The organism is Flavobacterium sp. UBA7680 (assembly GCF_002482975.1).
In the GTDB taxonomy this organism is placed as follows: domain Bacteria; phylum Bacteroidota; class Bacteroidia; order Flavobacteriales; family Flavobacteriaceae; genus Flavobacterium.
In genome coordinates this window covers 37,413-57,369 of record NZ_DLHA01000057.1, presented here as the reverse complement: position 1 = coordinate 57,369, position 19,957 = coordinate 37,413, and the positions used below count along the sequence as shown (strand labels likewise).

Here is a 19,957-nt window from a genome sequence, read left to right as displayed (position 1 = left end):
TATTAATTTAGTTCTTTAGTAACAATCTGCATGGTTTCGCGGCTTACTTGTTTCAATAAAACTTCTTTGTTTTCTTCAACCGTTTGTGCAGCATTTTCTGTAAAGTGACGAATCGTATAAAGTGTTACATTTTCGCTGTAATCTACTTTGAATTTTTTAGAAAGAATCGCATTCAATTCATTGAAGTTTCCGAATTTATCTTCTACACAAACAGAAAAACTAATTGCAGAGTTCTGAATCAGGTTTACTTTGATTTTGAATTCGTGGAATAAACCAAAAATCTCACTAATGTTTTCTTCCATAATAAAAGAGAAATCAATAGATGAAAGCGAAATTAAAAGCTGTTCTCTTTTTACAATAAAACAAGGATATTGCGGCTCTAAATCAACACCTTTTGAAACACAAGTTCCTTTTAATAATGGGTTGATAAATGATTTTACGTATAACGGAATTTCTTTTTTCTGTAACGGCTGTAATGTTTTTGGGTGAATAACCGTTGCTCCGTAAAATGCTAATTCGATTGCTTCACGATACGAAATCTGGTTAAGCAAACTTGCATTTTCAAAATAACGCGGGTCAGCATTCATAACTCCCGGAACGTCTTTCCAGATTGTAACACTTTCTGCATTTAAGCAATAAGCAAAAATTCCCGCAGTATAATCAGAACCTTCACGGCCTAGAGTAGTAGTGAAATTATTTTCATCAGCACCTAAAAATCCCTGTGTAATATTTAGTTGTTTTCTTGGTACATTTTTGCTGATGTTTTGTTGTGTAGTTTCCCAGTCAACTTCAGCATCTCTGTAGTTTGCATTTGTTTTAATGAAATTACGAACATCAAGCCATTGCGTTTGAATTCCTCTAAAATTCATATAATGACTTAGAATATTGGTAGAAATCAATTCTCCAAAACTTACAACCTGATCGTAAACGAAATTATAGTTTGGCGATTTATTATGCGCCAAGAAATACTCTAATTCTAAAAACTGCTCATTAACCGCAGCAAAAACTGCATTTTTTTCATCATCAAATAAATCTAATAATATTTGATTGTGATATTTTTTTATTTCTTGTACAGATGAATTCAACTCTGCCGATTTCTCAAAATAATTCTTGATTACAACCTCAAGAGCATTTGTGGTTTTCCCCATTGCCGAAACGACCAAAATCACATCTTCATAACCCACTTTTTGTAAAACGTCGTATACGTTTTTAATTCCTTCAGCATCTTTTACCGATGCACCACCAAATTTAAATACTCTCATTTTTAATTTTAGATTTTTAATTTTAGATTTCAGATTGAATGAAATCTGGTATTCTTTTATTTTTTTGCCACAGATTATTTCAATTAGAAAGGATTTTTAATCTTTTTAATCCTTTAAACTATGGCTGTTTTTTAAATTTCAATTGGATTAGACGCACTGCAATGCGTCTTTTTTTGCCACGAATTACACGAATTTCCACTAATTAATTCGTGCTAATTCGTGTAATTCGTGGCAACCTTGACACAGATTTGAAAATCCTTTTAATCCTAATAATCTGTGGCAAAATAAATTTTTATAATTTTTCTAAGAACGAATTAATTCCTGTTTCATCCATTTGAACAACCTGCCAGCCATCAAGAATTCGCGCGCCAGAATTCTTATAGAAATTAACAGCCGGAGTATTCCAGTCTAAAACATTCCATTCAACTCTTCTAACATTGTCTCTTTTTCCCTGTTTCATTATTTCGGCATAAAGTGCAGATCCTAAACCGGTACCGCGCATTTTTTCCTTTACAATTAAATCCTCAAGGTGTATTGTTTTTCCTTTCCAGGTCGAGTAGCGGTAATAGAACAAGGCAATTCCCACTATTTCTTTTCCTGTTTCAGTTTCGTTTGAATCAATCTCAGCTACAAAAACCTGAAAAAGCGGTTTTTCTCCAAATCCGTCACGTACTAAATCTTCCTCTGTAATGACTACAGCATCAGGTTCTTTTTCGAATATTGCCAGCTCCTGAATTAACCCCAAAACTGATTTCATGTCCTCAGGATTTCCTTTTCTAATATTCATAATTTACTTATTTGCGCTCCATAAAACTGCCTTGCATTTTAAAACTATTCAAAGCAGACTTTCTTTAGAAGCAATTCATTTATTCTTATTATTAACTGCATATTAGCCAAAAAAAAATGTATTTACTGCATTCTTTTTGTCTTTAATTAGCAAATATACAATAGTAGCAAACTAACAAAATAATTTTTAAATCATTCTCACAAAATAAGCGATATTTGTGACTTAAAATTAAAACTATAACGATATAGCAATGGAAGAACGCAATAAAACACTGGGAGAGTTTATTATTGAGAACCAAAAAGCATTTCAGTATTCGTCGGGAGAGCTTTCCCGGATTATCAACTCAATTCGTTTGGCAGCAAAGGTTGTCAATCACAAAGTAAATCAAGCTGGATTGGTGGATATTATTGGCGCCGCAGGCGAGCAGAATATTCAGGGAGAAGACCAGCAAAAATTAGATGTCTATGCAAACGAAGTATTTATCCAGACGTTAATAAACCGTGAGATTGTCTGTGGTATTGCTTCTGAAGAAAACGACGATTTTATAACTGTTCAGGGGAGCGACAACAGTCATAATAATAAGTACGTGATCTTAATGGATCCGCTTGACGGATCTTCAAACATTGATGTGAATGTTTCGGTAGGAACTATTTTTTCTGTTTTTAGAAGAATTACACCAATAGGAACTCCGGTAACAATCGAAGATTTTTTACAGCCGGGAGTTAATCAGGTTGCGGCAGGTTATGTAATTTACGGAACTTCGACAATGCTGGTTTATACAACCGGTTATGGCGTAAACGGATTTACATTAAATCCTGCAATTGGTACATTTTACCTTTCGCATCCTAATATGAAATTTCCAAAAGACGGAAGTATCTATTCGGTAAACGAAGGAAACTATATCCATTTTCCACAGGGAGTAAAAAACTACATCAAATATTGTCAGCGTGAAGAAGAAGACCGACCTTATACTTCAAGATATATAGGAAGTTTAGTGGCCGATTTTCATCGAAATATGATTAAAGGCGGAATTTATCTTTATCCAACAAGTTCAAAAGCACCAAAAGGGAAATTACGTTTATTATATGAATGTAATCCAATGGCATTTTTGGCAGAACAAGCAGGAGGAAAAGCAACAGACGGTTTTGGAAGAATTATGGAAATCCAGCCGACAGAATTGCACCAAAGAGTTCCGTTTTTCTGCGGAAGCTATAATATGGTAGAAAAAGCGGAGGAGTTTATGGCGACTGCTGAGTAAGTTTTCAGTTTTCAGTCGCAGTTTTCAGATATAGCAAACCCGACAGGTTTTTAAAACCTGTCGGGTTTATAATTTTTCGTATTCTCACATGTCAAACCGGACTAAAGTCCGGCCCTACAATATGGATCGAGCCAAAGGCTCTTTTAAAGTTCCGAAGGACCGAATTATATTGTAGGGCTGGACTTCAGTCCAGTTGAATGAAATAATATATAACATTAATCATTTCGAGATTAAGCAAAACCAAATTTGCATTTACAAGTATGTTTTTGGCTAAAAAAAGCAAACCGACAGATTTTCAAAACCTGTCGGGTTTAAAATTTTTCGCATTCTCACATATCAAACCGGACTAAAGTCCGGCCCTACAATATGGATCGAGCCAAAGGCTCATCTAAAGTTCCGAAGGAACGAATTATATTGTAGGGCTGGACTTCAGTCCAGTTGAATGAAGAAATATATAACATTAATCATTTCGAAATTAAGCAAAACCAAATTTGCATTTACAGGTATGCTTTTGACTAAAAAAGCAAACCCGACAGATTTTCAAAATCTGTCGGGTTTATAATTTGATATAAATTTGAAGTTTCAACAGAAACAGCAAACTAAATACTATTTATGCATGTGCTGCATTTCGTATACAAAAGTATCAGCATCTACTTTTTTATCAACTAAAGACAATGCTTTAGCAATAATATAATTTACGTTACTTGGCGTGAAACCTAAAGCAATTCCTAATTTTCTTAGCATTACTTCTTGTTGATCTTCTAAATGGTGATCTACGTGCACCATCCTCGTTAAATCGTATAAACGCTCTAAACGCTGTACGTGCAAGTAAGGAGGATTGATTGGATATTTTAAAGGATCGTTTAAAATTTCTTCGTACTCTGACTCTGAAATTTCTAAACGCGAAGCTAATTTATCCAAGAAACTTTTTTCTTCAGGGTGAACTATTCCGTCTGCTAATGCTACACGAACAATAGCTGAAAAATGACCTTTGTTTCTTTGCTTGAATTCGCTATCGAATAAATCTGAAAATGACATAATTATAAAGTTTTTTATCACGCAAAGATAAATCTTATTTTAATTTGACAATTTTAAATTTCTCATAAATTTAACTTATTTTTACTTGTTGTTTTAAGAATCCGCATCGTAAATTCTTCAAAATAAATCGTAAGTTTACAACCCCTAATCATTTAATAGTATTACCCGTATGTCGCAATTTTGGATTTATTTTCAAATAGGATTAAAGCATGTATTAGATATCAACGCTTACGATCACGTTCTTTTTTTAATTGCATTAACTGTTCCGTATTCCTTTAAAGACTGGAAACGTATTTTGCTTTTGGTTTCCGTTTTCACAATCGGTCACACTTTAGCCCTTATACTTTCTGTTTTCGGAATAATTGCCATAAAAGTAAATATCGTTGAATTTTTAATCCCAATTACGATTTTAATCACGGCATTGTACCATCTTTTTACTGCAGGAAAAGCAACTAAAAATGACGGCGTAAATGTGGTATTTTTTGTGACTTTGTTCTTTGGAATTATACACGGACTAGGATTCTCAAACTATTTTAAAACAATTTTAGGAGGATCGGCAAGTTCAAAATTATTGCCTTTAGGAGAATTTGCTTTAGGAATTGAAGCCGCGCAGCTGGTAGTTGTTTTTGTAGTTTTGGTAATCTCCTATATTGTACAAACAGTATTTCGTTTTTCAAAACGCGATTGGGCACTGGTAATGTCAGCTTTTATTATTGGAGTTGTAATTCCGATGATTATTGAAAGTCCAATTTGGAACAGATAAAATAAATGGAAGTAAAAAAATTAAATAAATACGATAAAGCTTATTTGCGAATCGCTAAAGAATGGAGTTTATTATCCTACTGCAAGCGTAAACAAGTTGGAGCGATTATCGTAAAAGACAGAATGATCATTTCTGATGGCTACAACGGAACGCCGTCCGGATTTGAAAATTGCTGCGAAGATGAAGAAGGGTTAACACGATGGGATGTTTTGCACGCCGAGGCAAATGCAATCCTAAAAGTAGCCAGATCAACGCAGTCATGCGAAGGTGCAACCTTATATATTACACTTTCGCCTTGCAAAGAATGCAGTAAATTAATACACCAATCCGGAATAAAAAGAGTGGTGTACCAAGATGGATACCGCGATGACTCGGGAATTCAGTTTTTAATAAAAGCAGGTGTCGAAGTCGAACATATTCCTGTTTTAGAAGAATAATGAAATTTAATCCAAAATATCTGCCAATGATTATCGGGGCGACACTTGCCACCGGAATCGTAATCGGAAGTTTAACAAACTCTTCCGCAGATGATCAGCTTTTGGCTAAAAATTACTCGAAAACCAAGCTGAATAAACTGATTGATTTTATCAATACTGAATATGTTGACAGCGTCAACACAGATTCGATTGTAAACCTTACAGTCGATAATATACTCTCAAAATTAGATCCACATTCTGTTTATATTCCGCCAAGCGAACAAGCCGAAGTTGCTGAAAGCATGAAAGGGGATTTCGTGGGAATCGGAATCAATTTCTATATGTACAAAGATTCTGTTGCGATTATAAAACCAGTCGAAAACGGGCCTTCTGCGAAAGCAGGATTAAAATCGGGCGATAGGATTTTATATGCCGGAAAAACCAAATTGTACGGAAGAAGATTGCCATCTGATAGTTTATTTTCTAAATTAAAAGGAATCAAAGGTTCTGAAATCGAATTGACCGTTTTTAGAAAATCAGAACAAAAGAAACTGAAGTTTAAAATCAAAAGAGATGTTATTCCGATAAAAAGTGTCGATGCATCTTTATTAATTGGAAATAATACAGGTTACATCAAAATCAATCGTTTTGCCGAAACTACTTTTAACGAATTCAAAACCGGTTTAACACGTTTAAAACAAAAAGGCATTCAGTCTCTTGTAATTGACCTTCGCGATAATGGCGGCGGTTATATGGAAGAAGCGATTGCAATTGCCGATGAATTTTTAAAAGACAAACAGTTAATTGTTTTTACCAAAAATAAAAACGGAACAACTGAAAAAACATACGCCACAAAAGCCGGAAGTTTTGAAACCGGAAAAGTGTATGTTTTAATTAATGAGAACAGTGCTTCTGCGAGTGAAATTCTGGCCGGAGCAATTCAGGACAGCGACCGCGGAACAATTGTTGGTCGTCGTTCTTTCGGGAAAGGTTTAGTACAGCGTGAAATGGATTTTAACGACGGATCTGCCGTTCGTTTAACCGTTGCGAGATATTACACGCCAACGGGAAGATCAATTCAAAAACCGTATAAAAAAGGAAATGAAGAATATTTTAAAGAATCTGAATCAAGAATAAATTCTGGCGAATTGTATGCAAAAGACAGCATAAAAGTGGCGGATTCTTTAAAATTTAAAACGCCAAAAGGTAAAATCGTTTACGGCGGCGGCGGAATCGTTCCGGATGTTTTTGTTCCGATGGAAGCAGAGCACGGAAACGAAAATGTAGCTTATCTACTTCAAACCGGAATCGTAGGTCATTTTGTTTTTGAAGAATTAGATAAAAACCGAAATGCTTTTGCAGGACTTAAGTTCAATGAGTTTTTGGAGAAAATGAAAAGCTCTGATGCTTATTTTAAAAAGTTTAAAAACTATATTTTACTGACAGGTTTAGATCTTAAATTAGATAAAACCAAAGCATTGGTAAACCGATACATTACGGCTGAATTTGCCCGCCAGTTATATGGCGAAATGTATTATTATGATGTTATTTTAAAAGATGACGCCATGATCAAAACAATTTTGAATCCGAAGAAATAATCTTTAAAATTCTAATTTGATGAAAATAGATCTAATAGTAAATGCCGAAATCGAACTTTTAACCGCAATTAAAAATGCTGATGTTGCTGTTTTAGAACAAATCCTTCACGACGATTTGCTTTTCAATTTACCAACTGGAGAAACTATCACAAAAGAATTTGATTTGAATTCGTATCGTTCGGGTAAAATGAAAATTGATTCTCTCGAAGCTTCAGACCAAATTATAAATATTATAGGCGATTCTGCTGTAGTTGCCGTTTCTATTTCATTAAAAGGGACTTACGATAATAATCCTATTAATGGCGTTTTCAAATATATCAGAGTCTGGAAACAATTTGATGATAATTTAAAAGTTATTGCCGGAAGCTGCGTTCAGCTGGCATAAATTTTGAAAAGAAATTTAATATTAACTTAAAATATTAGTTAGCGAACCTTGCGTAAATCTTAGCGAGCTTTGCGGTTAAAATAAACATATGAAAAATCTAAAAAGAATAAGTTTCCTTGTCGTTTTAATGACTTTTGTAATCTCTTGTACAACTATGAAAAATGATAAAAATAGTGCTGTTTCAGGAAAAGTAGAATCAATAGAATCTGGAAAAGACGGTTACACAGCAAAAATCAATACAGATACAAAAGAAGTATATTTTGCAACCATCAGCATTGTAAACGTTGGCGGCCCGCAAAATTACAAACAATTAAAAATTGGAGATGTAGTATCGCTAAAAGGAGAAATCTGGAAAACAGACGACGAAAACCATATCAAAGTAACACAGATCGTTTCGGTAAAGTAGTCTGAAACATAAAATATTTTTTTAAACCATATAAGTTATATAAGTTCATATTATACTTTGCGTATAGAATTAAATGAACTTATATAACTTATATGGTTTAATAATTTTATCGAATGCTGTCGTGCGAGTGAGTTTGTGTTCCGTTATTCCATAAAGTTAGAATATCTGTGGCAACAGCAGCGCCGCTTCCTGCAGCAATCGCTAGTTGGCTTCTCCAGCCAGCTAAAGTTCCAATAACATAAATGCCGTCAGCAACTTTATGATCTTCATTTTTAAGCTGAATACGCTGTTTTTCCGGAAGTGCCTTTTTATGCGGTTCAATATATTGTGTCAAACCTTCGATATCAAATGTATTGGCAGAACCAATTCCCACAACGATACTTTTTGTTTGATAAGAGTTTTTGTTAGTAATAACGGTAAACGAAGGGAAAGAACCTTCTACTTTAATTACTTTTTCATTTGCAATCTGTTCGATATGCGGATAAGATGCTGCTAAATCCTGTGTACTTTCTTCCAGTAATTCAGAACCTAATTTACCTGGTGTAATGCCATAAGCATTGTAGAAAATTGCCTCTTGTAAAGAAGAATTTTTCTGATGCGTGAAAATTCCGATTTTTTTGTCGGTAGCAAAAGCTTTGTTTTTAGCAGAACCCAAAACTAAGGCACAAGACATGCCCGATACGCCCCCGCCGATAATTAAAACGTCAAACATATATTATCGACCGTTTGTTTTTTCTTCAATTCTTTTTGAAATTCTAAAAATCAAAAGAATCAACACGGCGCAAAATGAAGCTGCGATTCCAATAAAAGCTACCATACTGTCTCCTTGAAAAGGATTTGTAAAGTCTAATAGCGTAATATTAAACACAATTAAAGCTAATGCTAAAAGCACTAAGATTGAAGTGAAGATTTTCATATTGGTTGTTTTGTTTGTATAAAAATATCAAAGTAAAACTCTAATAAAAAATGACTTAAAGTTGTATTTTATAAATTTAATGGGGGTAAAAGTATAAAAATAAATCTTAGACAAACAAACCTTTAACATTAGCAGCGAATAATTTAACAGCAATTGCTAAAAGTATCACCCCAAATGTCTTGCGGACCACGCCAAGTCCGTTTTCTCCTAGTAAATTTTCGATTTTTTTAGAAGATTTCAAAACCACATAAACCAATATAATATTTAGTAAAATCGCAATGATTATATTAATAGTATGAAATTGAGATCGAAGAGAAAGTAAAGTAGTCATAGTTCCCGCTCCGGCGATTAACGGAAAAGCCAAGGGCACAATAGAAGCAGACCCAGGTTCTTCGTCACGATAAATACGGATTCCTAAAATCATCTCTAAAGCAAGGAAAAACAATACAAAAGAACCGGCAACGGCAAATGAATGAACATCAATACCAATTAAGTTCAATAAACCTTCTCCAACAAAAAGAAAAACAATCATAATCATACCCGCAACTATCGAAGCTTTTTCAGATTCAATGTGTCCCACTTTTGCTCTTAAATTTACGATAATTGGAATGGAACCTACAATATCAATTACGGCAAAAAGTACCATGCTTACTGTAATGATTTCTTTAAAGTCTATATCTAACATATCGCTTTGATTTTAAGGGTTTAAAAAACTGCTGCTAAAGTAGTTAATAAAGTTAGGTGTTTTTTCTGTACAATTCACTTTTGTTATAAAAACATGGTTTTGTGGTTAAAAAAGTGATATTTGTAACAATTATTGTTTTTGCCGCAGAGTATCGCAAAGTTTCCTCGCAAAGATTCACAAAGCTAAAATTGCGAAAAGAGTAAAAACTGAATTATTCTTTGCGAATCTTTGTGAAAGCCTTTGTGAATCTTTGCGGTAAATTTTTTATCCGTTTTCTTTGACTATCTTTGCACTTTATAAATTTAGCGTATTTTATTATCATGTTTCAGTTAGGGAAAACTATTGTTTCAGAGGACATTCTGGAAAAAGAATTTGTGTGCAACTTGTCAGCTTGTAAAGGGGCTTGTTGTGTTGATGGAGATGCGGGCGCGCCTTTGAGTGAAGCAGAAACTAAAATCTTAGAAGAAATTTATCCAAAAGTGAAACCTTTTTTAAGAAAAGAAGGAATTGCTGCAATCGAAGCACAGGGAACTTGGGTAAAAGGAACCGACGGCGATCTTGAAACGCCGCTTATCGATAATAAGGATTGTGCGTATGTTATTTTTGATGGAAAAACCGCGCTTTGCGGAATCGAGCAGGCTTATAATCAAGGAATCGTAGATTGGAAAAAACCGGTTTCTTGTCACCTTTATCCAATTCGTGTAAAAGACTTCACAGAATTTGCTGCGGTAAATTATGACAAATGGGATATTTGTGATGATGCCTGCTCTTTAGGAAAAGAATTAGAAGTTCCGGTTTATAAATTTGTGAAAGAAGCCTTGATTCGTCGTTTTGGTGAAGACTGGTATTTAGAACTTGAAAAGGTAGCTCAGGAACTTAAAAATTCTTAAAAATTAAAGTGTAAAAAATACCTTTTTGCGAAGGCTTATTTTGACTCAAAAAAATAAAGTTTTAACTCAAAAAAAAGTTTTTAAAACAATTTAAAATTTCTTGCTTTTTATATTAAAAAGTCTATATTCTACGGGGCTTCAAGGTATAATTGTTGTATTTAATGCGTTCATTTACAGTAAATTAATTATTGTATGAAAAATGTTTCAAATTTTAGCCTTTGTTAAAAACTACATCAAATTGTGAATAAGTTTGACTTTCATTTTTAGCTATAATTGCCAATCTTTGTAGTCTACTGAATTAGTAAAGTTTCAGTATAAAAATTTAACAAAATTTGTCATGTCACAAGTAGAGCCAATCTTACAAGAAAATAAAAATCGTTTCGTTATTTTTCCTATCAAACATCATGATATTTGGGAATGGTATAAAAAAATGGAAGCTAGTTTTTGGACTGCTGAAGAAATCGATTTGCACCAGGACTTGACAGATTGGAATAATAAACTTAATGATGACGAAAGATATTTCATTAAACACATTTTAGCATTCTTTGCTGCTTCTGACGGCATCGTAAATGAAAACCTTGCTGAGAACTTTGTAAATGAAGTTCAATATGCTGAGGCAAAATTTTTCTACGGTTTTCAAATCATGATGGAGAATATTCATAGTGAGACCTATTCACTATTAATAGATACTTATGTGAAAGATGAAGCAGAAAAAGCAGAGTTGTTTAATGCTTTAGAAGTTTTCCCTGCAATTGCTAAAAAAGCAGAATGGGCTTTAAAATGGATCGAGTCTGATTCATTTGCTGAAAGACTTATTGCTTTTGCTGCTGTTGAAGGAATCTTTTTCTCAGGTGCTTTCTGTTCAATTTATTGGTTGAAAAAACGTGGTTTAATGCCAGGTTTAACTTTTTCTAATGAGTTGATTTCTCGTGACGAAGGTGTACATTGTGATTTTGCAGTTCACTTGCATAATCACCATTTGGTAAACAAAGTACCAAAAGACAGAATCAAAGAAATTATTGTTGATGCACTGGATATCGAAAGACAGTTTGTAACAGAATCTCTTCCGGTAAGTTTAATTGGAATGAATGCAGGTTTAATGACACAGTACCTGGAGTTCGTCGCAGATAGACTTTTGGTTGAATTAGGTTGCGAGCGCGTATATGGATCAGCAAATCCATTCGATTTCATGGACATGATTTCTCTTCAGGGAAAAACTAATTTCTTTGAAAAACGTGTTGCCGAGTATCAAAAATCTGGCGTTATGAACACAGACAGCGATGCTCAAAAAATTTCATTTGACGCAGATTTTTAGAACAACAGCATTTTTTTAATTCGGGATAATTTTATCTAAAGCCCGAATTAATTTTTACAGAACATTTTAGGTTAAATCTCTCATCACCCAAATCGGAGATTTAATAGCAATTTTAACGGCTTTTCGGTTTGATATTCAAATTGGGAAAGGACAACTATTGAGAATCCTGTAATTCTCAAAAAATAATTTAAAAACACGCAATGTTTAAGGACTGGAATTCGTTTTCTAGTTACTTTCATTTATTCAATAACTTTAAATAGTAAGCTTATGTATGTAGTAAAAAGAGATGGACACAGAGAGCCTGTAATGTTTGACAAGATTACAGAAAGAATCAAAAAATTGTGTTACGGCCTGAATGAGCTTGTAGATCCTGTTAAGGTAGCGATGAGAGTTATCGAAGGATTGTATGATGGAGTTTCTACTTCTGAATTGGATAATCTTGCGGCAGAAACTGCGGCATCTATGACGATTGCTCATCCAGATTATGCACAATTAGCAGCTCGTGTGGCGATTTCGAATTTACATTCAAATACAAAAAAATCTTTCTCAGAAACGATGAAAGATATGTATCACTACGTAAATCCAAGAAATGGTCAAGATGCACCATTAATTGCTGATGACGTATTTAAAGTGATTCAGGAAAATGCTGCTTTTTTAGATTCTCATATCATTTATACAAGAGATTTTAATTACGATTACTTTGGTTTCAAAACCTTAGAGCGTTCTTACCTTCTTAAAATAAACGGAAAAATCGTAGAAAGACCACAACATATGTTGATGCGTGTTTCTGTTGGTATTCACTTAGATGATTTAAAATCAGTAATTGAAACTTACGATTTAATGTCTAAAAAGTTCTTCACGCACGCAACGCCAACGTTGTTCAACGCTGGAACTCCAAAACCTCAAATGTCTTCTTGTTTCCTTTTGGCAATGCAGGATGATAGTATTGACGGTATTTATGATACATTAAAACAAACAGCAAAAATTTCGCAGTCAGCGGGAGGAATTGGACTTTCTATTCATAACGTTCGTGCAACAGGATCTTATATTCGCGGTACAAACGGAACTTCAAACGGGATTGTTCCGATGTTGAGAGTATTTAACGATACAGCTCGTTACGTAGATCAAGGTGGAGGAAAACGTAAAGGAAGTTTTGCGATTTACATTGAAACTTGGCATGCTGATATCTTTGATTTCTTAGATTTAAAGAAAAATACAGGAAAAGAAGAAATGCGTGCAAGAGATTTATTCTTCGCGATGTGGACTTCAGATTTATTCATGAAACGTGTTCAGGAAGACACAACTTGGACTTTAATGTGTCCAAACGAATGTCCGGGATTATATGATGTTTACGGAGATGAATTCGAAGCATTATATACTGATTATGAATTTAGAGGAAAAGGAAGAAAAACAATCCGTGCTCGTGAATTATGGGAGAAAATCCTTGAATCACAAATCGAAACCGGAACACCATATATGTTGTACAAAGATGCGGCAAACCGTAAATCGAACCACAAGAATTTAGGAACAATTCGTTCTTCTAACTTGTGTACTGAGATTATGGAATTTACATCTAAAGATGAAATTGCAGTTTGTAACTTGGCTTCCATCTCGTTACCAATGTTTATTGAAAACGGAAAATTTGATCATGAAGCGCTTTACAATGTTACAAAACGTGTAACTCGTAACCTGAACAAAGTAATCGACAGAAACTATTACCCAGTTCAGGAAGCAGAAAACTCAAACATGCGTCATCGTCCGGTAGGTTTAGGTGTGCAAGGTTTAGCAGATGCTTTTATTATGTTGCGTTTACCGTTTACAAGCGATGAAGCTAAAAAATTAAACCAAGAGATTTTCGAAACATTATACTTTGCTGCTGTAACCGCTTCTATGGAAATGGCAAAAGAAGAAGGACCATATTCAACATTTGAAGGTTCACCAATGTCAAAAGGAGAATTCCAATACAATATGTGGGGGATGAAAGATGAAGAATTATCAGGTCGTTGGGACTGGGCTTCATTAAGAAAAGAAGTGGTAGAACATGGAGTTCGTAACTCATTGTTAGTGGCGCCAATGCCAACTGCTTCGACTTCTCAAATTCTTGGAAACAACGAAGCTTTCGAACCATATACATCAAACATTTACACACGTCGCGTATTGTCTGGAGAGTTCATCGTAGTAAACAAACATTTACTAGAAGATTTAGTAAAACTAGGTTTGTGGAACGAAACGTTGAAACAAGAAATTATGCGTCATAACGGATCTGTTCAAAATATTGATGTGATTCCACAAGACTTAAAAGAACTATACAAAACAGTTTGGGAAATGTCGATGAAAGATATTATCGATATGTCTCGTCAAAGAGGATATTTCATTGACCAGTCTCAATCGTTGAACTTGTTCATGCAGGATGCAAACTATTCTAAATTGACGTCAATGCACTTCTATGCTTGGCAGTCTGGTTTAAAAACAGGAATGTATTACCTAAGAACAAAAGCGGCTGTAGATGCGATTAAATTCACATTGAACAACGATAAAAAAGAAGAAACAGCTCCATCTTTAGTAGCAGAAACTGAAGAAATCAGTGTTGAGGATTATAAAGCAATGCTTTTAAAAGCACAAGCCGCAGATCCTGAAGATTGTGAAATGTGCGGATCTTAATTTTTTTTAGAAGAAAGAAAATAGAATAAAGAGAAAAAATTTATTCTGTAGTTAATAGAAAGCAGTTATTGTAATGATAACTGCTTTTTTGATATAAAAAAAACATTAATATGGCAAAAGTAATAATGGAAAGTTGGAGATATGGATTGCAGGTGGTGTCTCTGACTAAATTGCAATATGAAAAGCTTGGTTTGTCTTTGCTTGAATCTAAAACAAATGCTGATATGCTTTTAGAAGATCAGATAATAATTTTAGAAATTGAAGATAAAAATGTGGCTCGAGAGTTTCTTGAAGAAGCGGATAGATTTGGTGTGAATTGTAGACTTTTAAGTTAATTAATTTGATTAAATTTGTAACATTATAATACTAGTAATACTGATAATATGCAAATCAAAAACCTATCTAAGTATAGTAATGCTGAAAAAATTGTTTTAGCAGAGCAGTTGTGGGACAGTGTTTCTAAAGAAGATTTGGAAATTTCTGATGACGTAAAAAAGGAATTAGATATTCGTATACAAAATTTAGAAGAAGGAAAAACAGAATTATATTCTTGGGATGAGGTTAAAGCTCATTTAAAATCTTTGCGATAAGTGTATAGACTTCATTTTGTAAAAGAAGCTTTATTTGATATTGAAGATATTGTTCTTTGGTATGAAGAACAAAGAATTGGTCTTTCTTATGATTTTGAACTTTGTCTGGAAGCAGGAATTGATTCTATTTTAAGAAATCCTGATTTATTTCAAAAGAAGTATAAAAATATAAGAATGCATTTTATTTCAAGATTCCCTTACGGAATTCATTATAGAGTAGAAAAAAATCAAATAATTGTAATTGGTATTTTTCATACTTCACGCTCTCCTAAAAATTGGTCTAAAAGATTAGCACTTTAAAAAATCTCAGAACCTTAGCAACTCAGAATCTTAGCATCTCAAATAACTCATTGTAAATATCTCATTTTAAGCCCATATTTTTATATTATCATACAAATCAGCCTAAATTTGTTAAAAAATCCCTTTTTGTTTCATAAAATGCAATATTTTTTTTGGTGCGGTAAAAATAATTTATACATTCGCAGAGAATTTACAAAATAACACAAACAAAATGGCAAGTAACCGTTTTTATTTTAGCAACAGTTTTTATTTCTTCTTTAGTAGAAGTCAGGATTGTGCTATGGTTATTTGAGAAATATTTCTAAGACAAATAAAACTAATATACAATCCTGATGCAAATCAGGATTTTTTTTTGAATATATGACAACGAAAATTGCAATACAAGGTATTAAAGGATCTTTTCATCATCAGGTTGTGAAGGAGTATTTCTCTGAAAATGTGGATATTGATGAATGTTTGTCTTTTGAAGAATTGATCGACAGCCTTATTGCCGGAAAATCAGATCAGGCGGTTATGGCGATCGAAAATTCAATTGCCGGGCCAATTATTCCGAATTATGCTTTGATCGACAAGAATAATTTACACATTATTGGAGAGCATTATTTAAACATTCAGCAGAATTTAATGGCTTTGAAAGGTCAGAAAATTGAAGATATAAAAGAAGTTCATTCACACCCAATGGCACTTTTGCAATGCATGGATTTCCTGAAACAATATCCAAATATCAAATTGGTTGAGGATAAAGATACAGCTGAAACAGCAAGAAGAATTCAGGAAAAACAATTAACTGGAATCGCAGCAATTGCAAGTGAAACGGCTTCTGAAATGTACGATTTAGATATTATTGCGCCGGCGATTCAAACGATAAAAAACAATATGACACGTTTCGTGATCATCAAAAAGCAAAATTCATTTTTGCCGGAAAACGAAATCAACAGAGCATCTGTCAAATTTGAATTAGATCACAAAAGAGGAAGTTTAGCAGCGGTTTTAAATGTAATGAGTGACTGCAAACTGAATTTGACAAAAATTCAATCACTTCCAAAAATCGAAACACCTTGGAAATATTCATTCTTCGTAGACGTAACATTCGAGAAATACGAAGATTTTGCAAAAGCCAAAGCGTTATTAAACATAATGGCAGAATATTTTAAAGTGTTGGGAGAATATAAAAATACAAGGCCTTAAAAGGAAATTCCAATTTTTGAAATTCCAAATTCCAAAAGGGTTGAAATAATAAATTGTCAGGCTGAGCGAAGTCGAAGCCCGCAAAGTTAGAAAGTCAAAAGTTAAAGAATAAAAGAGTCTAAAGCATACAGCTTAAAGCCTAAAGCAATAAAAAAAATGATTACAACAGCAAAAAGATTAGATACAGTTGAAGAATACTACTTCTCCTCAAAATTGAGAGAAGTTCGTCAGCTGATGTCTGAAGGAAAATCGATCATCAATATGGGAATCGGAAGCCCTGATTTGAGTCCGTCAAAAGCAGTAATTGAAGCAGTCGCTGCAGCAATTCAAGACGAAAACGGACATGGTTATCAAAGCTATCAGGGATTACCGGAAATGAGGCAGGCGATGGCAGATTTTTATAAAGATCAGTTTGGTGTTGAAGTGAATCCGAATAATGAGATTTTACCATTAATGGGGTCAAAAGAAGGAATTATGCACATTTCGTTAGCCTTTTTAAATGAAGGCGATCACGTTTTAATTCCGAATCCGGGTTATCCAACTTATACTTCGGTAACTAATTTGGTTCAGGCAGTTCCGGTTTATTATGATTTGAAAGAAGAAAATGCATGGGAGCCGGATTTTGAAGCTCTTGAAAAATTAGATCTTTCGAAAGTAAAAATTATGTGGCTGGGATATCCGCACATGCCAACAGGAGCGAGAGGAAGTTTAGCGTTATTTGAAAAATTGGTAGCATTTGCTAAAAAACACAATATATTATTGATCAACGACAATCCGTACAGTTTTGTTTTGAATGATAACCCAATGAGTTTATTGCAGGTTGAAGGTGCAAAAGAAGTGGCTTTAGAATTGAATTCATTAAGTAAAACATTCAACATGGCAGGCTGGAGAGTCGGGATGGTTTTAGGAAATCCTGAAATTATCGATGCAGTCCTAAAAGTAAAAAGCAACATGGACAGCGGAATGTTCTACGGAATTCAGAAAGGTGCAATCGCTGCTTTAAATTGCGATAAATCTTGGTTCGAAGACCAAAACAAAATTTACAGACGCCGTAGAGAATTAACTGAAAAACTAGCAGAAAAACTAGGCTGCGAAGTTTATAAAGAAGGAGTCGGCCTTTTTGTTTGGGCAAAACTTCCGGAAGGAATAGCATCAGCAGAGAAGTTCATTGACGAAATATTATACGAGAAACATATTTTCATTACACCGGGAACAATCTTCGGAAGCAATGGTGAAGGATATATCAGATTCTCATTGTGTGTGAAAGAGGAAAAAGTACAAGAAGCGATTGATCGATTTTGAAAATTTTAGATATCAGATTTTAGATTTTGGATTGTCAGGCTGAGCGAAGTCGAAGCCCACGTTCCAATTGGAAAGCCCTTCGACTTCGCTCAGGGTGACACATAAAAAAACCGAGATTTGAAAATTAAAGAAATAGTATGAAAGTATACGTAATAGGAATAGGATTAATAGGCGGTTCGATGGTGCTGGATATCAAAGACCAACATCCTGATTCGACAATTTTTGGAATCGACAGCAACGAAAAGCATTTGCAGGAAGCCATTGATTTAGGAGTTATCGACGAAGCAGGAAGTTTTGAGGATTTAGCTGAAGCTGATTTTGTAATCGTTTCGGTTCCGGTGGATGTGGCACTGACGGTTTTGCCTAAAGTTTTGGATTCGGTTGGAGATAAAACAATTGTTTTTGAAGTGGGTTCGACAAAAAAGCCAATTTGCGAAGCAGTAGCAAGTCATCCGAAAAGAAGAAATTTTATTGCCACACATCCAATAGCGGGAACGGAGTTTTCAGGACCTTCGGCGGCGATAAAAGGTTTGTTTAAAGGAAAAACAAACATTATCTGCGAAGTGGAAAAAACCACTTTTAAATTGCAGGAAAAGGCGTTAAAGCTTTTCAGCGAAATAGGAATGAGGATTCGATATATGGACCCAACTTCGCATGACAAACATATTGCTTACGTTTCGCATTTGTCGCACATTAGTTCGTTTATGCTTGGTAAAACAGTAATGAACAAAGAAAAGGACGAGCAGGATATTTTTGATATGGCGGGAAGTGGATTTGAAAGTACGGTTCGTTTAGCAAAAAGTTCGCCAGCCATGTGGACACCGATTTTTAAGCAAAATAAAGAACACGTTCTGGAAACATTAGAAGAATACATTTCAAATCTCAGTCGGTTTAGGGATTTGTTGAAAGATGAAAATTACAATGCCATTTTTGAAGAAATGGAAAGCACAAATAAAATAAAAGAGATATTAAACGGATTAACAACAACTAAGAAATAAATTAAAATTAAGATGGAAAATAAGAAAGAAATGAGAAAGTGGTTAGAAGATTTCAATTTAAATCACCCACTTGTGATAGCTGGACCATGTAGTGCAGAAACGGAAGATCAAGTATTGAAAATTGCTCACGAATTGAAAGATTCAAAAGTTAGTGTATTCAGAGCAGGAATCTGGAAACCAAGAACACGTCCAGGAGGATTTGAAGGTGTTGGGGAAATTGGATTAAAATGGTTACAAAAAGCTAAAAAAGAAACTGGTTTACTAATGGGAACTGAAGTTGCAACTGCAGCGCATTGTAAACTGGCTTTAGAACATGATATTGACGTTTTATGGGTTGGTGCTCGTACAACTGCAAACCCTTTCGCGGTTCAGGAAATTGCTGATACTTTAAAAGGAACAGATAAAATCGTTTTGGTTAAAAACCCAGTAAACCCGGATTTAGCTTTATGGTTAGGTGGTGTTGAGCGTTTACACATGGCTGGAATCGAGAAATTAGGAGTTATTCACAGAGGTTTCTCTACTTACGAAAAAACAAAATACAGAAATATTCCAGAATGGCAGATTGCTATCGAATTGCAAAATAAATTCCCTGATTTACCATTAATCATCGATCCATCTCACATTACAGGAGATCGTAAAATGATTTTTGAAGTAACGCAAGAGGCTTTAGATTTGAACTATGACGGTATGATTATCGAAACGCACTACGATCCAGACAATGCTTGGTCTGATGCTGCGCAACAAGTTACTCCAGACGCTTTGAAACAAATCATCAAAGATTTGACGATCAGAAAAACAGATGATACTACAGATGAGTACAGCCAAAAAATGACTAAACTAAGAGCTAACATCGACGTACTTGATGCTAACTTATTAGAGTTATTAGGAAAACGTATGAAAGTTGCTGACGAAATTGGTCAGGTGAAAAAAGATGCAAACGTAGCGATTCTTCAAAACAACCGTTGGAACGAAATTTTAGGAAAAATGATTTTAGAAGGTGAGAAAAAAGGTCTTACTGAAGAGTTTGTTTTGAGAATGTTCAAAGCAATTCACCAGGAAAGTATTGGTCACCAAGAGAAGATTTTCAACGCATAATTTTTTCTAAAACCATATAAGTTATATAAGTGTTATAAGTTTTATTTAATTTTTGCAAATCCAATTCTTAGATTTTCTTATATCACTTATATGATAAAATTTTA

At 34.1% G+C, this 19,957-nt stretch carries 22 protein-coding genes; 16 read left to right on the top strand and 6 right to left on the bottom strand.

Annotated elements, in window-relative coordinates; all coding sequences use genetic code 11:
- Nucleotides 1-2: 2 nt before the first annotated feature.
- Nucleotides 3-1,262 carry an aspartate kinase gene (locus B3C18_RS23465; RefSeq protein ID WP_291152580.1) on the bottom strand — a complete coding sequence of 420 codons (1,260 nt, stop codon included), beginning with the start codon at nucleotides 1,260-1,262 and terminating at the stop codon, nucleotides 3-5.
- Nucleotides 1,263-1,554: 292 nt separating this feature from the next.
- Nucleotides 1,555-2,049, bottom strand: coding sequence for a GNAT family N-acetyltransferase (locus tag B3C18_RS23460; protein ID WP_291152579.1), 495 nt, complete (start codon nucleotides 2,047-2,049; stop codon nucleotides 1,555-1,557).
- Between the two features lie 250 nt (nucleotides 2,050-2,299).
- Between B3C18_RS23460 and fbp the strand changes: the two genes are divergently transcribed.
- Nucleotides 2,300-3,307, top strand: coding sequence for a class 1 fructose-bisphosphatase (gene fbp, locus B3C18_RS23455; RefSeq protein ID WP_291152578.1), 1,008 nt, complete (start codon nucleotides 2,300-2,302; stop codon nucleotides 3,305-3,307).
- A 606-nt stretch (nucleotides 3,308-3,913) separates the two neighbouring features.
- Here the strand turns inward: fbp and B3C18_RS23450 are convergent.
- Nucleotides 3,914-4,345, bottom strand: coding sequence for a TerB family tellurite resistance protein (locus B3C18_RS23450; RefSeq protein ID WP_073485385.1), 432 nt, complete (start codon nucleotides 4,343-4,345; stop codon nucleotides 3,914-3,916).
- Nucleotides 4,346-4,514: 169 nt separating this feature from the next.
- Here B3C18_RS23450 and B3C18_RS23445 point away from each other — a divergent pair, with 169 nt between their 5' ends.
- From B3C18_RS23445 to B3C18_RS23425, 5 genes are all read left to right on the top strand, one after another.
- A complete protein-coding gene (locus B3C18_RS23445; RefSeq protein WP_053472502.1) occupies nucleotides 4,515-5,108 on the top strand; it encodes a HupE/UreJ family protein in 594 nt (197 codons plus the stop codon).
- A gap of 5 nt (nucleotides 5,109-5,113) precedes the next feature.
- Nucleotides 5,114-5,545 (top strand): deoxycytidylate deaminase, encoded by a 432-nt coding sequence (locus B3C18_RS23440; protein ID WP_291152575.1) that lies wholly within the window; start codon nucleotides 5,114-5,116, stop codon nucleotides 5,543-5,545.
- Nucleotides 5,545-7,122 carry a S41 family peptidase gene (locus B3C18_RS23435; protein WP_291152572.1) on the top strand — a complete coding sequence of 526 codons (1,578 nt, stop codon included), beginning with the start codon at nucleotides 5,545-5,547 and terminating at the stop codon, nucleotides 7,120-7,122. The genes B3C18_RS23440 and B3C18_RS23435 overlap by 1 nt, the downstream gene beginning before the upstream one ends.
- 19 nt (nucleotides 7,123-7,141) lie before the next feature.
- Nucleotides 7,142-7,507: a nuclear transport factor 2 family protein gene (locus B3C18_RS23430; RefSeq protein WP_291152569.1), complete on the top strand. Its 366-nt coding sequence runs from the start codon at nucleotides 7,142-7,144 to the stop codon at nucleotides 7,505-7,507.
- 88 nt (nucleotides 7,508-7,595) lie between these two features.
- A complete protein-coding gene (locus tag B3C18_RS23425; RefSeq protein WP_053472506.1) occupies nucleotides 7,596-7,913 on the top strand; it encodes a hypothetical protein in 318 nt (105 codons plus the stop codon).
- Between the two features lie 106 nt (nucleotides 7,914-8,019).
- Here the strand turns inward: B3C18_RS23425 and B3C18_RS23420 are convergent, their stop codons facing one another.
- The 3 genes from B3C18_RS23420 to B3C18_RS23410 form a co-directional block, all read right to left on the bottom strand.
- A complete protein-coding gene (locus B3C18_RS23420; protein WP_291152567.1) occupies nucleotides 8,020-8,625 on the bottom strand; it encodes an FAD-dependent oxidoreductase in 606 nt (201 codons plus the stop codon).
- A 3-nt stretch (nucleotides 8,626-8,628) separates the two neighbouring features.
- Complete coding sequence (locus tag B3C18_RS23415; protein ID WP_053472508.1) at nucleotides 8,629-8,829, bottom strand: hypothetical protein; 201 nt, start codon at nucleotides 8,827-8,829, stop codon at nucleotides 8,629-8,631.
- 106 nt (nucleotides 8,830-8,935) lie between these two features.
- Entirely contained in the window at nucleotides 8,936-9,514 is a 579-nt protein-coding gene (locus tag B3C18_RS23410; protein ID WP_053472509.1) for a MarC family protein, read from the bottom strand.
- Nucleotides 9,515-9,834: 320 nt separating this feature from the next.
- Here B3C18_RS23410 and B3C18_RS23405 point away from each other — a divergent pair, with 320 nt between their 5' ends.
- The 10 genes from B3C18_RS23405 to B3C18_RS23360 all read left to right on the top strand — a co-directional run bounded on the left by B3C18_RS23405 (nucleotide 9,835) and on the right by B3C18_RS23360 (nucleotide 19,853).
- A complete protein-coding gene (locus B3C18_RS23405) occupies nucleotides 9,835-10,404 on the top strand; it encodes a DUF3109 family protein (protein ID WP_291152563.1) in 570 nt (189 codons plus the stop codon).
- A 337-nt stretch (nucleotides 10,405-10,741) separates the two neighbouring features.
- On the top strand, nucleotides 10,742-11,719 hold the full coding sequence (locus B3C18_RS23400) for a ribonucleotide-diphosphate reductase subunit beta (protein WP_053472511.1): 978 nt from the start codon (nucleotides 10,742-10,744) through the stop codon (nucleotides 11,717-11,719).
- Between the two features lie 267 nt (nucleotides 11,720-11,986).
- Nucleotides 11,987-14,380, top strand: a complete 2,394-nt coding sequence (locus B3C18_RS23395) for a ribonucleoside-diphosphate reductase subunit alpha (protein ID WP_291152561.1) — start codon at nucleotides 11,987-11,989, stop codon at nucleotides 14,378-14,380.
- 110 nt (nucleotides 14,381-14,490) lie between these two features.
- Nucleotides 14,491-14,715, top strand: coding sequence for a hypothetical protein (locus B3C18_RS23390; RefSeq protein ID WP_291152559.1), 225 nt, complete (start codon nucleotides 14,491-14,493; stop codon nucleotides 14,713-14,715).
- A 48-nt stretch (nucleotides 14,716-14,763) separates the two neighbouring features.
- Complete coding sequence (locus tag B3C18_RS23385; RefSeq protein WP_291152557.1) at nucleotides 14,764-14,970, top strand: addiction module protein; 207 nt, start codon at nucleotides 14,764-14,766, stop codon at nucleotides 14,968-14,970.
- Nucleotides 14,971-15,270 (top strand): type II toxin-antitoxin system RelE/ParE family toxin, encoded by a 300-nt coding sequence (locus B3C18_RS23380; RefSeq protein WP_291152554.1) that lies wholly within the window; start codon nucleotides 14,971-14,973, stop codon nucleotides 15,268-15,270.
- A 360-nt stretch (nucleotides 15,271-15,630) separates the two neighbouring features.
- On the top strand, nucleotides 15,631-16,458 hold the full coding sequence (locus tag B3C18_RS23375) for a prephenate dehydratase (RefSeq protein ID WP_073485364.1): 828 nt from the start codon (nucleotides 15,631-15,633) through the stop codon (nucleotides 16,456-16,458).
- A 156-nt stretch (nucleotides 16,459-16,614) separates the two neighbouring features.
- Nucleotides 16,615-17,760: a pyridoxal phosphate-dependent aminotransferase gene (locus B3C18_RS23370; RefSeq protein ID WP_291152550.1), complete on the top strand. Its 1,146-nt coding sequence runs from the start codon at nucleotides 16,615-16,617 to the stop codon at nucleotides 17,758-17,760.
- A 137-nt stretch (nucleotides 17,761-17,897) separates the two neighbouring features.
- Nucleotides 17,898-18,758 carry a prephenate dehydrogenase gene (locus B3C18_RS23365; RefSeq protein WP_291152547.1) on the top strand — a complete coding sequence of 287 codons (861 nt, stop codon included), beginning with the start codon at nucleotides 17,898-17,900 and terminating at the stop codon, nucleotides 18,756-18,758.
- Between the two features lie 12 nt (nucleotides 18,759-18,770).
- Nucleotides 18,771-19,853: a bifunctional 3-deoxy-7-phosphoheptulonate synthase/chorismate mutase type II gene (locus B3C18_RS23360; RefSeq protein WP_099709674.1), complete on the top strand. Its 1,083-nt coding sequence runs from the start codon at nucleotides 18,771-18,773 to the stop codon at nucleotides 19,851-19,853.
- The last annotated feature ends 104 nt before the right edge of the window (nucleotides 19,854-19,957 follow it).

Bases quoted from the DNA above. Each gene is read 5' to 3' on its own strand.
- B3C18_RS23465 (WP_291152580.1), bottom strand. From the start codon at position 1,262: ATGAGAGTATTTAAATTTGGTGGTGCATCGGTAAAAGATGCTGAAGGA.
- B3C18_RS23460 (WP_291152579.1), bottom strand. From the start codon at position 2,049: ATGAATATTAGAAAAGGAAATCCTGAGGACATGAAATCAGTTTTGGGG.
- fbp (WP_291152578.1), top strand. From the start codon at position 2,300: ATGGAAGAACGCAATAAAACACTGGGAGAGTTTATTATTGAGAACCAA.
- B3C18_RS23450 (WP_073485385.1), bottom strand. From the start codon at position 4,345: ATGTCATTTTCAGATTTATTCGATAGCGAATTCAAGCAAAGAAACAAA.
- B3C18_RS23445 (WP_053472502.1), top strand. From the start codon at position 4,515: ATGTCGCAATTTTGGATTTATTTTCAAATAGGATTAAAGCATGTATTA.
- B3C18_RS23440 (WP_291152575.1), top strand. From the start codon at position 5,114: ATGGAAGTAAAAAAATTAAATAAATACGATAAAGCTTATTTGCGAATC.
- B3C18_RS23435 (WP_291152572.1), top strand. From the start codon at position 5,545: ATGAAATTTAATCCAAAATATCTGCCAATGATTATCGGGGCGACACTT.
- B3C18_RS23430 (WP_291152569.1), top strand. From the start codon at position 7,142: ATGAAAATAGATCTAATAGTAAATGCCGAAATCGAACTTTTAACCGCA.
- B3C18_RS23425 (WP_053472506.1), top strand. From the start codon at position 7,596: ATGAAAAATCTAAAAAGAATAAGTTTCCTTGTCGTTTTAATGACTTTT.
- B3C18_RS23420 (WP_291152567.1), bottom strand. From the start codon at position 8,625: ATGTTTGACGTTTTAATTATCGGCGGGGGCGTATCGGGCATGTCTTGT.
- B3C18_RS23415 (WP_053472508.1), bottom strand. From the start codon at position 8,829: ATGAAAATCTTCACTTCAATCTTAGTGCTTTTAGCATTAGCTTTAATT.
- B3C18_RS23410 (WP_053472509.1), bottom strand. From the start codon at position 9,514: ATGTTAGATATAGACTTTAAAGAAATCATTACAGTAAGCATGGTACTT.
- B3C18_RS23405 (WP_291152563.1), top strand. From the start codon at position 9,835: ATGTTTCAGTTAGGGAAAACTATTGTTTCAGAGGACATTCTGGAAAAA.
- B3C18_RS23400 (WP_053472511.1), top strand. From the start codon at position 10,742: ATGTCACAAGTAGAGCCAATCTTACAAGAAAATAAAAATCGTTTCGTT.
- B3C18_RS23395 (WP_291152561.1), top strand. From the start codon at position 11,987: ATGTATGTAGTAAAAAGAGATGGACACAGAGAGCCTGTAATGTTTGAC.
- B3C18_RS23390 (WP_291152559.1), top strand. From the start codon at position 14,491: ATGGCAAAAGTAATAATGGAAAGTTGGAGATATGGATTGCAGGTGGTG.
- B3C18_RS23385 (WP_291152557.1), top strand. From the start codon at position 14,764: ATGCAAATCAAAAACCTATCTAAGTATAGTAATGCTGAAAAAATTGTT.
- B3C18_RS23375 (WP_073485364.1), top strand. From the start codon at position 15,631: ATGACAACGAAAATTGCAATACAAGGTATTAAAGGATCTTTTCATCAT.
- B3C18_RS23370 (WP_291152550.1), top strand. From the start codon at position 16,615: ATGATTACAACAGCAAAAAGATTAGATACAGTTGAAGAATACTACTTC.
- B3C18_RS23365 (WP_291152547.1), top strand. From the start codon at position 17,898: ATGAAAGTATACGTAATAGGAATAGGATTAATAGGCGGTTCGATGGTG.
- B3C18_RS23360 (WP_099709674.1), top strand. From the start codon at position 18,771: ATGGAAAATAAGAAAGAAATGAGAAAGTGGTTAGAAGATTTCAATTTA.